The sequence below is a fragment of the Rhodospirillales bacterium genome, assembly GCA_014323865.1.
Lineage (GTDB): Bacteria > Pseudomonadota > Alphaproteobacteria > SP197 > SP197 > SP197.
Window position 1 is genome coordinate 401625 of sequence record JACONG010000016.1, and the last position, 15342, is coordinate 416966.

The following is a 15342-nucleotide window of genomic DNA, read 5'->3' on the forward strand; positions in this document are numbered from 1 at the left end:
TCACTGCGCACTGTAATCCTCCTCTTCTCGATTCCAGTAATGCGGTGCGGTCAGACGGGTAGCGACAATGTAGAGCAGGATCGAGCCGACCGAGCTCGCCGTCTTGAAGGTGACCCAGTCGTCTGACGACAGCACCCGCCATGCGATCTCATTGGCGACAGCCCCGGCGAAGGCAAGGCCGATCCACCGCCAAGTCAAGACACGCCAGCCCTTCTTTGTGAGAAAGACGAAACTGCCCAGGGCACGTTCCAGGATCGAGGGATCAAGGCGCAGGCCGATGAACAGCGCAAGCGCGAAAAGAAGATTGGCAACGGTTGGCTTCACCTTGATGAAGGTTTCGTCCTGAAAGACCAGGCTCAGACCGCCGAGGATCAGGACGAGCGCCAAGATCACCAACCCCAGAGCCGGGATCTTGCGCTCGGTGATCCAGCCGACCGTCACGCACAGCGCAGTTGCCACCATCACGGCTGCGGTCGCCACCATCAGGCCGCCGAACCAGTTGGCGACGAAGAACACCGCGACAGGTCCAAGTTCCAACCCCATATGGCGGTTGAGATAACGTTCGTGGAAGCTCACGAGTTTTCCGGTTGACCATGTCACAGTTGTCATCCTTATCAGGACTGTGGCCGTCGTCGCCAGAGCCGATCGATGATCGTCATCGTGTTCAGCGCCATGCTCCAGCAGCGCCCTTCATCGACCATGTTCATGTTCGTGAAGGAGCAACCACGATGAACCCCGAGGAGGTTTCCGAACTGATCGCGCGCGAGAACACGCGTTTTAGCCAATCCCGTCCTCGTTCGGCCGACCTGCTGGAAAGGCGACAGCATCAATGCTGTCGGGTGTACCCATGTCCTGGATGCGCGGGCTCATGCACCACGATCCGGTCCATGTCGTGTCGGGCAGCAGCGCCGTGTTCACCGACGTCGACGGTCATAGCTACATCGACTTCAACCATGCCGATCTGTCGTCGACCGTTGGCTACGGCATCAAGGTCGTGACCGATGCCATCGCGCCACGCATGGCCGACGGCGCACAGTTCCTGCTTCCCGTCGAGGATTCGATCTGGGTTTCCGAGGAACTCGGCTGTCGTTTTGGGCCGAGTCACTGGCAACACACACTTTCGGCATCGGCAGCCAACACGGAGGCGATCCGGCTGTCGCGCATGGCCACCAGCCGGGACGGCGTCCTGATGTTCGACGGCAGCTATCACGGTCACATCGGCAAGACCTTGGTCAACTGCTGCCATGAGGAGCCGCAGTCGACCTCGCTGGACATGGCACGCGACCACGGCCGGCACACCACTGTGGTGCCGTTCAACGAACTCGCGGCGTCCGAGATGGTGCTGGCGAAAGGTGAAACCGCCTGCGTGATGATCGAACCCGCGCTGACCAACGTGAATCTCATCTTGCCACAGGACAGCTTCATCGCCGACGAGACCCATACGCACATGTTCGCCTTTGGCGGGCTCGTCCCCCGTCCGGCTCTGGGTCTCGGTCAGCTCTCGAACACTAGGGCGATGCCGCAGGCGTCTTCGGCCGCGACCATCACCGATGCCGCATCCCGCAGAATGGGCACGCCGCTTTTGGCAAGGTGCCCGGCGGTATTGCCCAGGTCATTTACGGCAAGCGTGACCACGGCCGGGCACCGTGCTTCGCCGGGCACCGGCAGGAGATCGGGGTAAAGCGCATTGAGATCGTCGTGGCTTGCGAAGACAACCGTCTGACCGCCAGCACGAACCGTGACGGTGTTATCGGTCATGGCGACGGCTGCGCCACCGAACAGCCGCTCCAGGGCGGCAACACTGGACAGTGGCTCCGCTGCCGGAATGACGACACTCGCGATCCGGCGGGCGCCGTTGGGATGGCGCAACCAGTCAGGTCGGCGCACGAGTTCGGGCGTGAGGTGCCGGCACAGGAACATCGGGATCAGCGGTGTCGCGTCAGCCGGAAGATGGAGAATGTGGAAGCGCGGCTCGCTGGTACCCTCGTCACCTTCCAGCAGGCGTGAAAGATCCTTCGGATCGTCCGGCTCGATCCCGGCCTCGCGAAGTGTGGCGGCCGACGCCTCGGCATCTTTCGAGGCAAAGGCGACAGCGGAAAGCCCCCTACCCTGCTTTCGTTCACCGCGATGCGCGGCATTGGCAGCCAACTCCGAAGGATCGACGACACCGATCAGTTCAAGATAGTCGTTCTCGAACATGGTGCAGTAGTTGCCCGTGCCCCACTGCGGATGGCGGCCACGGGGCGTCATGGTGAAGCCGAGGCGCGCCCAGACGTCGCGCGCACCATCAAGATCGTCGGTATCGACCACAAGATGGTCGATCCCCGAGACGGCACCGGTCATCTCAGGTGCCCTCGAACTGGATCAGCGCGTGATAGGGTACATTGAGCTTGTCGAGCACTGCGGCACCGCCGAGGTCGGGCAGTTCGATGACGAAGCCGCAGGAAACGACCTCTGCACCGGCCCGACGTAACAGCTCGATGCCCGCCGCCGTGGTTCCGCCGGTCGCAATCAGATCGTCAACGACGAGCACGCGTGCGCCCTGTTCGACAGCATCCTCATGGATTTCGACCCGGTCAGTGCCGTACTCCAGAGCATAATTCATGCCGATCGTTTTCCACGGCAGCTTGCCCTTCTTGCGGATCGGGATGAAGCCGACCGAGAGCTGATGCGCCATCGCCCCACCCAGGATGAAGCCACGCGCCTCGATACCCGCGACCGCGTCGATTTCCCGGCCGGTATAGGGCTGGATTAGCTCGTCCACGGTCCGGCGAAATCCGCGCGCGTCGGCGAACAGCGTCGTGATGTCGCGGAACATGATCCCCTCGTGGGGATAGTCCGGGATCGAACGGATCAGACTCTTCAGGTCCATGAATCAGCCCAGAACACGACCGGCGACCGCATCAAGCTTGTCGAGCAGCGCGTGATCCCGGTGGTTGGGATCAGTGATGATGGCAAAATCAAGGGCCCGGTCGCAACCTTCGCTGCAGGGATGGTCACGCTGGCCCACGCGTAAGGCGAGCGCCTTGACTAGCTTGCGGGCGTTGTCGGCATTGGCGTGCAACACCTCGATGATCTGCTCGACCGTGACTGCACCGTGGTCCTCGTGCCAGCAGTCATAGTCCGTGACCATGGCGACAGTGGCGTAGCAGAATTCCGCCTCACGGGCGAGCCGTGCCTCGGGCATCGCTGTCATGCCGATGACGTCCATGTTCCACGAGCGATAGAGGCTCGATTCGGCAAGCGTCGAGAACTGCGGTCCCTCGATGCAGAGATAGGCACCGCCGCGCACCATGGTGATACCGGCCTCGTCGCCCGCCGCCGCGATATGGTCGCTGAGGCGGGCGCAGGTCGGGTGCGCCAGCGAGACATGTGCCACACAACCGTTGCCGAAGAAGCTGCGCTCGCGGCTGTTCGTGCGGTCGACGTACTGGTCGCACAAAACGAACGTGCCGGGGCTGAGCTCCTCGCGGAACGATCCGACCGCGGCGATCGAGATGACATCAGTCACGCCCAGCCGCTTGAGTGCGTCGATGTTGGCGCGGGCGTTGATCCCGGTTGGCGAGATCGCATGACCACGTCCGTGACGCGGCAGGAAGACAATGCGCTGGCCATCAAGCGTACCGTCGAGCAACTGGTCCGATGGTGAGCCCCACGGCGTCTCCACGGTCACCCAGCGTGCATCGGTCAGGCCATCGATGTCATAGACACCACTGCCGCCAAGGATGCCAAGAACGTTTTCGGTCATCGCCCGGCGCCCCTCCGGTCAGTTCTGATTACGACCTTAATGGTGGACGTTCGCCCAGATCTTGCGCTTCGATACGTAGAACAGCCCGGTAAGAATCAGAAGGAAGAGCAGGACCTTCATGCCCATGCCCTTGCGCTCCTCGAGCTTAGGCTCGGCCGCCCAGGTCAGAAAGGCGGCGATGGCCTCGGCCTCCTCGTCGAGCGTTGCACCATCACCGAGCATGTCGGGCCAGAGCGGCGGTGCCATGGCGATCTTGCCACCGGCGAAGTAGTGGTTCGGATAGAGGCCACCGTCGTCCGGATTGCCCTCGTTATACTCGTCGTCACTGAGCAGCGACGCGAGATAGTTCGAGCCGTCCTTGCGAGCCTTGGCCATCAGCGAGAGATCGGGCGGCACCGCACCGTTGTTGAGCGCGCGGGCCTCTTTCTCGTTGCGATAGGGCGACGGGAAGGGATCGAAGAGCTCCGCGGGCCGGACCGTGGGGTCGCCCCACTCGTCGGGTTCGCCCGCCACATCGTATTGCGACGCCAGCGCCTTGATCTCGTCCTCGGAGTAGCCGAGCTGCACGAGATCGCGGAAGTGCACGTACTTCAGGCTGTGGCAGTTCATGCACTGCATCATGTGAATCTCGAGACCCTTCTGAAGCTGCGCGCGATCATAGGTGCCGAACAGACCGTCCCAGGACCAGGAACGCTGCCCTGGCGTTGCAGCATCACCGGCCGCCTGTGCGGCGCCCGGGACCATGAGTGCAAGTGCCAGAATGGCGGGGACGAAGCGTTTCATCGTCTCTCTCCTCAGGCCTTGTCTTGGGCGGGAGCCGCCGCCGGAACCGGACCGCCGGACAGCACAGGTTTGGCAATGCTGTCCGGCAGAGGCCTCGGCCTCTCGAACCAGCCGATCAGGGGCAACAGCACAATGAAGTGCGCGAAGTAGTAGACCGTGGCGATCCGGCCGATCACGATCCAGATACCCTCGGCCGGCTGTGATCCGACGTAGCCGAGCACGAAGAAGTTCAGGATCATGATCCAGTAGAACAACTTGAACACGGGCCGGAACGTCGCCGAACGAATCCGCGAGGTGTCGAGCCAAGGCAGCAGGAACAGGATACCGATGGACGCACCCATGGCTATCACGCCGGCGAGCTTGGCATCGATGAACCAGATGTCGGGCACCGCACGCAGGATTGCGTAGAACGGCAGGAAGTACCATTCGGGCACGATATGCGCCGGGGTCTTCAGCGGATCAGCCGGAATGTAGTTGTCCGGATGGCCGAGGTAGTTGGGCGCATAGAACAGGAAGATCGAGAAGACGATCAGGAAGATGCCCGCGCCGACCGCGTCCTTGATGGTGTAGTACGGATGGAACGGGATGAAGTCCTGCGGCCCCTTGTAGTCGATGCCCAGCGGATTATTCGACTTGTTGCGGTGCAGCGCCCACAGATGCAGCACGACCACGCCGGCGATCACGAACGGCAGCAAGTAATGCAGGGCGTAGAACCGGTTCAGCGTGGGATTGTCGACCGCGAAGCCACCCCACAGCCACTCGACAATCGGCGGGCCGACGAAGGGAATGGCGCTGAACAGGTTGGTGATGACGGTGGCGCCCCAGAAGCTCATCTGACCCCAGGGAAGCACGTAGCCCATGAACGCCGTGCCCATCATCAGCAGCAGGATGACGAGGCCGATCCACCACAAGACCTCGCGAGGCGCCTTGTAGGAGCCGTAGTAGAGGCCGCGGAAGATGTGGAGGTAAACCACGATGAAGAAGAACGACGCGCCGTTGGCGTGCATATAGCGAATCAGCCAGCCGTAGTTCACGTCGCGCATGATGCGCTCGACGCTGTCGAAGGCGTAATCCGCATGCGGCGTGTAATGCATGGCGAGCACGATGCCGGTGACGATCTGAATCATCAGGGCGAGACCGGCGAGCGAACCGAAGTTCCACGCGTAGTTCAGATTGCGCGGCGCCGGATAGACGACGAGATGCTCGTTGACGTAGCTGAAGACCGGAAGCCGGTTGTCGAACCAGCGGACCAGGCCATTGTTCAGAAGGTTATCCATCAGATGGTGCCTCCCACTCAGCCGATGACGACGGTGGTGTCGTCGGTGAAGGCATAGCCCGGAACGGGAAGGTTCTCAGGTGCCGGGCCCAGGCGAATGCGGCCTGAGGTGTCGTAGTGCGAACCATGACAGGGGCAGAACCAGCCGCCGTAGTCACCCTGGTCGGCGAGCGGAATGCAGCCCAGATGGGTGCAAACACCCACCATGATCAACCACTCCGCGCGCTCGACGCGCTCCTCGTCCGACTGTGGGTCGGGCAGATCCTCAAGGGAAACGGCCCGCGCCTCGACGATGTCTTCCTCCGTCCGGTGACGGATGAACACCGGTTTGCCGCGCCAGTTGACCGTAAGCTGCTGGCCCACCGGGACCGGCGACAGGTCGACCTCGACCGACGACAGTGCCAGAACGTCCGCCGACGGGTTCATCTGATCGATGAACGGCCATGCCACGTGCGCTGCGCCGACCACGGCGACGGCCGCCGTTGCCACATGGAGGAAGTCGCGCCGAGTTTCTTCTTGCGCGCAGCTTGCGTGCTCCGTCATGTGAGGGAGACCTCTGCGTTGTTGACAGTTACACAGACGGGACTGACCGCCCCTCCGGGCGTCATCCCGTCGCCCTTTCTGACGCCTCCGCAGACCCGAAGGCGAGCCATGAATATACTGCCCCAAAGCACGGTGCAAGGGCGGCAGAGGCCGCAACTCAGTCAATGATCCGATTGGCGCTCTACCAACCCGATATTCCCCGGAATGCAGGCACGATTCTGCGCATGGCGGCGTGTCTCGGGATTGGCGTGGAGATGATCGAAACCGCCAGCTTTCCAGCTCGGCGACCGATGCTGTCGACGAGCGTTGATTGACTATGCCGATCATCTGGACATGACCCGACACAGAAGCTGGAACGATTTTCTTGCAATTGCACCGTCGCGTCGGCTCATTTTTCTCACGCCCCGCGCCCGAAACAATCTCTACGAGGCTGCGATCGGGTCGGATGACATCCTGATCCGCGGGCGTGAGACGTCGGGTGTTCCATATGCGGTCCACGACCGCGCCGATCTTCTGCTGGCGCTCCCGATGGCCGCGGCCCCGCGCTCGCTCAACATTGTGGTCACAGGCGCGATGGCCCCGGGCGAAGCCTTGCGCCAGACCTCGGGCTTCAGCCAGATTGCCGCAGCCCAACAGTGAGCGCCCGATGACCGACGACCTTCCCGGCGATCCCGCGCGCCGCGCCTCGGCCTCCGCTTGGTTCGAGGAACTGCGTACCAGAATCTGCGAGGCCTTCGAGGCGATCGAGAACGAGCACACCGGCCCCCTGTCTGACCGTCCGGCGGGTCGCTTCGAGCGCACGGCCTGGGACCGTCCGGACGGTGGCGGCGGCATCATGGCCGTCATGAAAGGCCGGGTGTTCGAGAAGGTCGGGGTGAATGTCTCGTCGGTCTGGGGCGAGTTTTCCGAGCAGTTCCGTGGCGAAATTCCCGGGACCACGGCCGAGGACGGGCGCTTCTGGGCCTCAGGTTTATCTTTGGTCGCACACATGCATTCGCCGCTGGTGCCCGCGGTCCATATGAACACGCGGCACATCGTCACCGCCGGCAAGGCCTGGTACGGCGGCGGCGCCGATCTCAACCCGCCCCTTCCCGACGACGACGACACCGCGGCGTTCCACGCGGCCTTCGAGGCCTGCTGCAACCGGCACGCCTGCGGCGACTACCCGCGCTTCAAGGAATGGGCCGACGAATACTTCTTCATCAAGCACCGCGGCGTGGCGCGCGGCGTGGGCGGCATCTTCTACGACTACATTGATGCCGACGACGCAAGCTTCGCCTTCACCCGCGACGTGGGCGAGACCTTCCGGGCGATCTATCCGGAACTGGTGCGCCGCCACATGGCGGAGACCTGGACCGAGGAGCAGCGCGAGCAACAGCTTGTCTATCGAGGCCGCTACGCCGAGTTCAATCTGGTCTACGATCGTGGCACCCGCTTCGGCATGATGACCGGGGGCAACACCGATGCCATCCTGATGTCGCTGCCGCCCGAAGCGAAGTGGCCCTGAGGAGGAGTACGCCACGACCCAGACGCTCAAGTCTTCCAGCCTATCTGGGACATGGAGCGGTGCCGGCCCGACGGCAACGAGTGACCGCTGGAGGAGCAGGTCGAAATGATCAAGGACGCCGGTTACGCCGGGATGGGCCTGATCACGCCTGCGCCAGCATACCCTGCATCATCGAGACCCATCGCGACTGTATCACCACCGACATGCTCTACACGCTCCAGGTCATGGATGCTGTGCCCGAGATGAGGCTTTGCTCGGACCTCTCGCATTTCGTGGTCGGACGGGAGTTCATCTGGCTGGTTCCGACCCACGACAAACACTGGATCAAGCAGATCCTCGATCGTTCGGTCGCCTTACAAGGACGGGGGGCGAGCCGTGAACAGGTCCAGATCCAGCTCGACTTTCCCCAGCAGCAGGGCTGGGTGACGAAGTTCCGCCAGTGGTGGGAGGACGGCATTCACAAGTAGCGTTACCGCGAAGGGCCCGACGCCATGCTCAACTTCCTGATCGAACCGGGCCCGCCAGCCTATACCATGACCGACAAGGACGGCTGGGAGCTCTCCGACCGCTGGCAGGAGGACCTCACCATCAAGGACTGGATCGAGGAGATCTGGTCGAGGCTCAACGTCGAGAGCCGCGTCAATCAGGACTGGGCGCGTGCCAGCTTCGCTTCGCACCGTGCGATGCAGAGCGTCGAGATGATGATCAGTGCGGAGCCGGCGTAGGTCCAAGTGTCCGGAATCTCGGCGAAGAAGATGACCCCCGAGAAATCCGGCGGCTGTCGCCGATCAGCGCCGCAAGCCGACGGCCTCGCCCAGAAAGACGACCGCGGTGACCGTAACGAACAGCGGCACGGTGAAGCTGATCGCCGTGACCTCGGCCAGAGGCAGCTTCATGAAGGCGTAGTCGCCGGCCAGAACCGCCGTGCCGCCCAGAACGGGCCCTGGCGAAGTGGATCTTCAGATGCTGGCTGCGCCACGGCACCAGCCTCGCCCGCACCAGGAGCGGCCACAGGATCAGCAGGCCTACGACCGGCCGGACCGCGACGGTCTGGAAAACATCAATGCCGAGCTGGCCAAGCTGCTTGATCAGGATCGAGGTGACGGTGAAGCCGATCGTGGCCGCAACCGCATGGCCGGCGCCATGGAGATTGCCTCGCCGGATGCGGGCAGCCTGTTGCGCCGGGTCCTGGGACATCGCATCAATCACGCTCATTCCTTGGAGCGGATCGAACGCGGACGAACCCCGGTCAGCCCTTCGCGATGAGCCGCCGCAGTTTGGCGACGGCCTCGTCGAAGGTCGCCGTATAGGTGATGGCGTCGAAGAACCGGCCTTCGCCGTCCATCAGATAAACGGCAGCGCTGTGGTCCATCACGTAGTCGCCGTCGTCGAGGTCGATCCGGTCATAGTAGAGCCTGTAGCCCTCGGCCATTTCGGCGAGCTGTTCGTCGGTGCCGACCAGCCCCGTGATACGCGGCGAGAAGTAGCCGGAGTATTCACCCATCCTTTCGGGCGTATCGCGCGCGGGGTCGACACTGACGAAGTAGGGATCGATCAGTTCGCCGTCCTCGCCCAATGCATCGAGCCATCCCGCAACCTCGTTGAGCGTGGTCGGGCAGACATCCGGGCAGTGCGTGAAGCCGAAGAAGATCACGGCCCGGCGGCCAACCAGATCCTGTTCGGTCACGGTCTTCCCGTCATGCGCGGTCATGGTGAACGGCCCACCGATATCGACTGGCGTCTGTTGCGCCGTCTCTGTCAGGGCATGGCGCTGCCATTCCATGACACCCAGCGCCGTGATGGCGACCGTTGCGGCCGCAGCCAAGCCGACGATGATGTAGCGAATCTTCATCAGATCTCGTCCTCCGTGGCATCCGTCGTCATCACGACGTCGCCACACCCTCAATGGTCGTCGTGCGCATCGTGATCCCTCTCTCTATGGTCCATCGCCGACGGCCGCTTTTCGACGACAAACTCAAGCGCCACATCGCCGGCTCGCTCGAATGTGAAGATCACAGTGTAGTGCTCTCCTGCGGTCAGGCGATCGGTCAGGCCCATGAACATCAGGTGATAACCGCCCGGCTCCAGCTTCAGGTCGGTGCCCGGCTCGACCGCGAGTCCGTCCGTGACCGCGCGCATCTCCATGACGCCGGCATCATTGATCGTCATGCTGTGCACCTCGGTCCGGTCGGTGACATCCGAGGTCACCGACAGCAGCCGGTCGGCCTCGTCACCATTGTTGGAAATCACGACGTAACCCGCTGCAGCCGGCGAGCCCGGCGGCGTTTCGGCGATCCACGGATGGTCAAAAAGGAGATTCCCGACCGTCAGATCGTGGGCAGCGGCGGGCAGACCCGCCAGGAAAAGAAGACAAAGAGCAACGACCTGTGTGTAGCGCATCGGACGGTCCTTTCGAATCGACAGAGATTTGGAGAGCCGCCGATGACGGCTCAAGACACGATCGGTAGGGTCGTCAGGCCAAGGGCGGCGAACGCGCCCGCGCTGTTCCGGCGATGGCGTTCGGGATGATCTCAGCGGCACCGGGCTCCAGCGTCGCGCTGCTGGTAGGCAAGACCGTCTCTATCGATGGCATCGATGGCGTACAGGCAAGACCGCATCCGCCCGCGCAGCCGGCGGCACAGGCGTGGCAAGCCATGCCGTGCTGGAGCGGTTCGTCGTCGTCCGTTGCCTCGTTGTCGGAAAGACAGGTGACGAGCAACGCCGCAAGCGGGCTGTCGGTGTTCACCTGATCGGCCGCAAGGTGGATCACCGGCGCGGCGAATGTCGCGAGCGCGAACCACAGCGCAAAGGTCAGGCGAAGGCGATGCGAACAGGTCATGGACGTTTCCATATCAGGTCCATCGCCACCGTCCATTGCGCTGCGTCAAACCTGCTCTGCCGCCAGCACCTGCAGCCGATCGAGGCAGTCCTGACGTCCGGGTGCAAAGTCCTGCTCGCGCCACCAGCCCTCCACCATGCCAAGAAGCTCGCCGACGGCCGGACCGGCAGGAATCCCGGCAGCGATGGCGTCGCTGCCCCGTATCGGAAAGACCGGTCGCTGCCAAGTTCCGGCATGATCAAGCATGGCCCGCCAGCGGTCTGCATGCCCCCCGCGATCGCCGGCCCAGGCAAGCAAGATGAGGTCGCGGACCAGATCCACGCCCAGATCGTAGAGCGCCTGACGTTGTTCGACGTCGGTCATGGTCGGCATCATGGCGCGGACCGGCGGCGACATTGCGGCGAGCCGCTCGGCCTGCGCGTTGGAGAGTCTCAGCCGCCGGGCGATCCCGCTGCCGCCATGGGGTGCCAGCGCGGCAAGACGACGGAGCGGATCACGATCGTCCACGCCGGTCAGAGCAAGAAGGCTCTCGGTCGATTCGGCCTCGGGCAGGACGGCAGCGAGAACGCCGGTTTCCGCCATCAGGCCGAGGGCCGGAACAGGGTTGGGCGCAACGAGGATCTTCAGAAGTTCGGCCTGTACCCGTTCAGCAGAAAGACGCCCGAGCCGGTCGGCACTGTCTCGGCAGGCCGCGACCGCCGTCTCGTCGGGCGCGCCGCGGCCATAGCGGGCGAGGAACCGGAAGTAACGCAACACACGCAGATAGTCCTCGGCAACACGCTCGGACGCCACGCCGACGAAACGCACCAGGCCGGCATCGAGATCGGCCCGACCGCCGAAATAGTCGAAGAGATCACCGTCGGCGTTCATGCTCATGGCATTGAAGGTGAAGTCGCGCCGCGCCGCATCCGCCTCGAAGCTGTCGGTGAACGTAACTTCGGCATGACGTCCGTCGGTCTCCACGTCGAGCCTGAGCGTGGTGATCTCGAACGGCATCCCCGACGCTACCGCCGTGACCGTGCCGTGCTTGAGCCCCGTGGAGACAGCCTTGATCCCTGCTGCTTCGAGCAGGGCCATCACCGTTTCGGGCCGGTCGGGTGTGGCAAAATCCACATCGTCCAGCTCGCGGCCCAGGATCGCGTCACGCACGCATCCGCCGACGAAGCGCACCTCCGACCCGTCCGCTGTCAGCGCTGCCACGACCTTGCGCGCCGCGCTGTCGGACAGACGTGGCGGCAAAGCGATGCGTTCGAGGGCTGTTTCAGTCGGCGGCATCGTCAGGCATCACCTCGACCTCCTCCTGAACCGCGGGCCGCTCGAGAATCGCCGTGTCGTGGGCTCCTTCGAGAAAGCCGATCGCAATCAGCGCGAGAACGGCCGATGCCAGCGTGCCGATCGCAATCCAGGTCCACGGCACCTCGCGCCAGCCCGGACTACGCTGGCCCGTCCGAATGGCGGCGCGACAGGCGTAGCCGTACCAAACGACATAGCTGATCAGCGGCAGGGCAATCAGAAGGACGGGCAGCAAAAAGCGCATCAACGTTCACCCCTGAGGACTTCGAGCAAATTGACCAGGACCGTCGCGGTGGCCCCCCAGATATAGCGCGGGCCATACTCAAACACGCTGTACCACCGATCGGCGCCGCGCCAGTAGATGCTCTCGCGACGGTGATTCGCGGGATCCAGCAGGAACCCCAACGGTACCTCGAAGACATCCTCGATCTCCGTCCCGTCGGGCACCAGGGCCAACGGCGGCGCGACAAACCCGACGTGAGGCGCAATGACATAGCCCGAACCGGCGCGATGGGTATCGAGCCGCGCCACGACCTCGACCTGGGCCGGCACGAGCCCGACCTCCTCCTCGGCTTCGCGCAAGGCCGCCTGGACCTCGCCCTCCCCGGACTCGATCCGGCCACCGGGGAAGGCCACCTCGCCCGCATGGCGTTTTAGGGCCTTGGACCGCTGGCCGAAAAGCACGGTCAGCCCGTCATCATGCATCACGAGCGGAACGAGCACCGCAGCGCGGCGTTCGGCCGGGCCGTCCTCCCAGTCGGACCGGGGTGCTTCGAGCCTGGGTGCCGGCATCGCGCTCAGCGCCGCCAGCACGTCGTCACAATTCATCGCCGGTCTCGCCCAGAACAAAGAACACGCCGCGGGAGTCGATGCCCAGGACCTTGCTCCCGTCGCATTCGGCGAGGCGTCCCGCATTGACGAGTTCATAGTAGACCGATCGTGCGATCAGCGCCTCCAGCCCGTCACGCACCATGACATAGGGCGCGGGTTCGCCAGTCTCGGGATCGAACACGACGCGGACCGGATGCTCCTCATCGGCCACGATCTCGTCGTCCACATTGGTGCGGAACCTGACCTCACCGTCCGAGACGGTGACCTCCACGGCGACGAAAGGCGCGTCCTCGACGACGATGCGGCGCTTTTCGCCCGGCGTTTCGAGATAGAACTCGCCATCGCTCCCGCGTTTGAGGATGCTCGCGAAAAGTTTGACCAGCGGCTTGCGGCGGATCGCACGACCTTCGTGATACCAGGTGCCGTCACGGGCGATCCTGATGTCGATGTCGGCCGTAAACAGCCGACGCATATCCCCCGCCGCACCCGCCTCGGCCATCGTTTCGTCATGCTCACAGGCATTTGTACCGGTCATGGCAGGGCGGGACACCGTATTGTCAAACGCTTTGTTAATATACGCGCGTTCACGTATCCGGGAAGAAACATGGCCGAACCCCATAACAGCCCGCTTCAGGACACATCCGATCTTACGGCAGAAATTGACCGCATCGGCGCGGCACTCGCCGAGGTACGCGCAGCCGTTGGTCGTGTCATCTTCGGTCAGGATACGGTTGTCGAGCAGACGCTGATCACTCTGCTGGCCGGCGGCCATGCGTTGCTGATCGGCGTACCGGGCCTGGGCAAGACCAAGCTGGTTGAAACCATCGGCACGGTCATGGGCCTCGAGGAAAAGCGCGTCCAGTTCACGCCTGACCTGATGCCGGCCGATATCCTGGGTTCGGAGGTGCTGGAGGAGTCGGACACCGGCCGACGCGCCTTCCGCTTCATCCAGGGTCCGGTGTTCAGCCAGTTGCTCATGGCCGACGAGATCAATCGCGCCAGCCCGCGCACCCAGTCGGCGCTGCTGCAGGCCATGCAGGAGCGCGACGTCTCGGTTGCCGGCACGCGCCACCCGCTGCCCGAACCGTTCCACGTGCTGGCGACCCAGAATCCGCTGGAGCTCGAAGGCACCTATCCGCTGCCCGAAGCCCAGCTCGATCGCTTTCTCATGGAGATCGACGTCGACTACCCCAACCGCGACGCCGAGCGCGAGATGCTGGTGGTCACGACCGGTGCGGGCGAGGAAAGCCCGAGCCAGGTGCTCGACGGCGACCAGCTCATGGCGGCTCAGCAACTGGTTCGCCGCATTCCGGTCGGCGAGAGCGTGGTCGAAGCGATCCTGTCGCTCGCCCGCTCGGGCCGGCCCAACGAGAGCGACAGCGCGACGGAGATCGCATGGGGCCCCGGCCCCCGCGCCAGCCAGGCCTTGATGCTGGCAGTTCGCGCCCGGGCGCTGCTCGACGGCCGTTTCGCACCGTCGATCGACGATGTCGTCGCGCTTGCCGGCCCCGTGCTGCGCCACCGCATGGCACTGACCTTCGCCGCCCGCGCCGACGGCACGACCGTCGATCAGGTGATCGAGCGCCTGAAGGCTCCGCTGGCTTGAGCTTCCGTTTCATGAACCCCCTGGATCACGGCTGTGGCTGAAACCGCCGTCAGCTTCCGACGGCGCGCCGAACAGCTCGTCGCCCGTCTGCCGCCCCTGCTGGTGGAGGCCGAACACGTCGCGGCGATCGTCGCCCAAGGCGTGCACGGTCGCCGTCGCGTCGGTCCGGGCGAGACGTTCTGGCAGTTCCGGCGTTATGAGCGTGGCGATGCGGCGACCATGATCGACTGGCGCGCCTCGGCCAAGTCGACCCGGCTCTACGTGCGCGAAACCGAGTGGGAGGCGGCCGAGAGCGTCTGGCTCTGGGCCGACGGCTCGGCATCAATGCAGTTCGGTTCGCGCCTTGCCGACGTCTCCAAGATGGAACGCGCCCGCCTGATCCTCATGGCGCTTGCGGTCCTTCTGGTTCGTGGCGACGAGAACATCGCGCTGCTCGGCGTCGATCGTCGTCCGCGCACAGGGAGTGCGGCGCTGACCCGGCTGGCCACCAGCCTGATGCGCAATGCCGAGGGCGCTCCGCGCAGCCTGCCGCCGCTCGAAATCCTGCCCAAACATGCCCAGCTCGTCCTGCTCGGCGACTTTCTTGAGCCGCTCGAGGATCTCGACCGCATGATCAGGCACTTCGCCGGTCTCGGCGTCACCGGGCATCTGGTCCAGGTGCTCGATCCGGCCGAAGAGACCCTGCCCTATGCGGGCCGCATCCTGTTCGACGGGCTGGAACACGAAGGCACCATGCTGGCGAGCCGGGCCGAGGCGCTGCGCCAGGACTATGTCGGACGGATGAACGCTCATCGCGAGGAGCTGGCACGGATCGCGCGTTCGGTGCGCTGGTCGTTCACGACGCACCACACCGACGCCTCGCCGCAGGCGGCCCTGCTGCCGCTCTATGTCGATCTCGCAGGCCAGGTGACCTGAC

20 protein-coding genes and 1 pseudogene are annotated in these 15342 nt (G+C 64.1%); 7 read left to right on the forward strand and 14 right to left on the reverse strand.

All coding sequences use genetic code 11. The features are described 5' to 3' along the window. From GDA49_10875 to petA, 7 genes are all read right to left on the reverse strand, one after another. Entirely contained in the window at window positions 1-576 is a 576-nt protein-coding gene (locus GDA49_10875; GenBank protein ID MBC6440886.1) for a septation protein IspZ, read from the reverse strand. Between the two features lie 918 nt (window positions 577-1494). Beyond that, complete coding sequence (locus GDA49_10880; GenBank protein ID MBC6440887.1) at window positions 1495-2343, reverse strand: VOC family protein; 849 nt, start codon at window positions 2341-2343, stop codon at window positions 1495-1497. A 1-nt stretch (window position 2344) separates the two neighbouring features. Continuing rightward, a complete protein-coding gene (locus GDA49_10885) occupies window positions 2345-2872 on the reverse strand; it encodes an adenine phosphoribosyltransferase (GenBank protein ID MBC6440888.1) in 528 nt (175 codons plus the stop codon). Between the two features lie 3 nt (window positions 2873-2875). Continuing rightward, window positions 2876-3748: an S-methyl-5'-thioadenosine phosphorylase gene (locus GDA49_10890; protein ID MBC6440889.1), complete on the reverse strand. Its 873-nt coding sequence runs from the start codon at window positions 3746-3748 to the stop codon at window positions 2876-2878. 36 nt (window positions 3749-3784) lie between these two features. Further along, a complete protein-coding gene (locus tag GDA49_10895) occupies window positions 3785-4531 on the reverse strand; it encodes a cytochrome c1 (GenBank protein ID MBC6440890.1) in 747 nt (248 codons plus the stop codon). A gap of 11 nt (window positions 4532-4542) precedes the next feature. Next, window positions 4543-5808 (reverse strand): cytochrome b N-terminal domain-containing protein, encoded by a 1266-nt coding sequence (locus tag GDA49_10900; protein MBC6440891.1) that lies wholly within the window; start codon window positions 5806-5808, stop codon window positions 4543-4545. Between the two features lie 17 nt (window positions 5809-5825). Continuing rightward, on the reverse strand, window positions 5826-6350 hold the full coding sequence (gene petA, locus GDA49_10905; protein MBC6440892.1) for a ubiquinol-cytochrome c reductase iron-sulfur subunit: 525 nt from the start codon (window positions 6348-6350) through the stop codon (window positions 5826-5828). Between the two features lie 164 nt (window positions 6351-6514). Between petA and GDA49_10910 the strand changes: the two are divergent. The 5 genes and pseudogenes from GDA49_10910 to GDA49_10930 all read left to right on the forward strand — a co-directional run bounded on the left by GDA49_10910 (window position 6515) and on the right by GDA49_10930 (window position 9123). Continuing rightward, window positions 6515-6989: pseudogene (locus tag GDA49_10910) on the forward strand (hypothetical protein). Between the two features lie 7 nt (window positions 6990-6996). Further along, complete coding sequence (gene hemF / locus GDA49_10915) at window positions 6997-7857, forward strand: oxygen-dependent coproporphyrinogen oxidase (GenBank protein MBC6440893.1); 861 nt, start codon at window positions 6997-6999, stop codon at window positions 7855-7857. A gap of 203 nt (window positions 7858-8060) precedes the next feature. Beyond that, entirely contained in the window at window positions 8061-8324 is a 264-nt protein-coding gene (locus tag GDA49_10920) for a hypothetical protein (GenBank protein ID MBC6440894.1), read from the forward strand. A gap of 24 nt (window positions 8325-8348) precedes the next feature. Next, window positions 8349-8582 (forward strand): hypothetical protein, encoded by a 234-nt coding sequence (locus GDA49_10925; GenBank protein MBC6440895.1) that lies wholly within the window; start codon window positions 8349-8351, stop codon window positions 8580-8582. Window positions 8583-8820: 238 nt separating this feature from the next. Beyond that, the gene (locus tag GDA49_10930) at window positions 8821-9123 is read left to right on the forward strand and encodes a hypothetical protein (protein MBC6440896.1); all 303 of its coding nucleotides are present in this window, start codon (window positions 8821-8823) and stop codon (window positions 9121-9123) included. On the opposite strand, the gene GDA49_10935 is transcribed toward GDA49_10930, so the two are convergent. From GDA49_10935 to GDA49_10965, 7 genes are all read right to left on the reverse strand, one after another. Beyond that, complete coding sequence (locus GDA49_10935) at window positions 9107-9709, reverse strand: SCO family protein (GenBank protein ID MBC6440897.1); 603 nt, start codon at window positions 9707-9709, stop codon at window positions 9107-9109. The two genes, GDA49_10930 and GDA49_10935, sit on opposite strands and share 17 nt — an antisense overlap. A 50-nt stretch (window positions 9710-9759) precedes the next feature. Then, entirely contained in the window at window positions 9760-10257 is a 498-nt protein-coding gene (locus tag GDA49_10940) for a copper chaperone PCu(A)C (protein ID MBC6440898.1), read from the reverse strand. 73 nt (window positions 10258-10330) lie between these two features. Continuing rightward, a complete protein-coding gene (locus GDA49_10945; GenBank protein MBC6440899.1) occupies window positions 10331-10696 on the reverse strand; it encodes a hypothetical protein in 366 nt (121 codons plus the stop codon). Window positions 10697-10741: 45 nt separating this feature from the next. Next, window positions 10742-11971, reverse strand: a complete 1230-nt coding sequence (locus GDA49_10950; protein MBC6440900.1) for a CCA tRNA nucleotidyltransferase — start codon at window positions 11969-11971, stop codon at window positions 10742-10744. Next, window positions 11958-12233, reverse strand: coding sequence for a hypothetical protein (locus tag GDA49_10955; GenBank protein MBC6440901.1), 276 nt, complete (start codon window positions 12231-12233; stop codon window positions 11958-11960). The genes GDA49_10950 and GDA49_10955 overlap by 14 nt, the downstream gene beginning before the upstream one ends. After that, a complete protein-coding gene (locus GDA49_10960) occupies window positions 12233-12781 on the reverse strand; it encodes a CoA pyrophosphatase (protein MBC6440902.1) in 549 nt (182 codons plus the stop codon). Before GDA49_10960 ends, GDA49_10955 begins: the two co-directional genes overlap by 1 nt. 25 nt (window positions 12782-12806) lie before the next feature. Further along, window positions 12807-13355 (reverse strand): DUF1285 domain-containing protein, encoded by a 549-nt coding sequence (locus GDA49_10965; GenBank protein ID MBC6440903.1) that lies wholly within the window; start codon window positions 13353-13355, stop codon window positions 12807-12809. Between the two features lie 69 nt (window positions 13356-13424). Here GDA49_10965 and GDA49_10970 point away from each other — a divergent pair, with 69 nt between their 5' ends. Next, window positions 13425-14426 carry a MoxR family ATPase gene (locus GDA49_10970; protein MBC6440904.1) on the forward strand — a complete coding sequence of 334 codons (1002 nt, stop codon included), beginning with the start codon at window positions 13425-13427 and terminating at the stop codon, window positions 14424-14426. 24 nt (window positions 14427-14450) lie between these two features. Next, a complete protein-coding gene (locus tag GDA49_10975; GenBank protein ID MBC6440905.1) occupies window positions 14451-15341 on the forward strand; it encodes a DUF58 domain-containing protein in 891 nt (296 codons plus the stop codon). Window position 15342 lies beyond the last annotated feature (1 nt).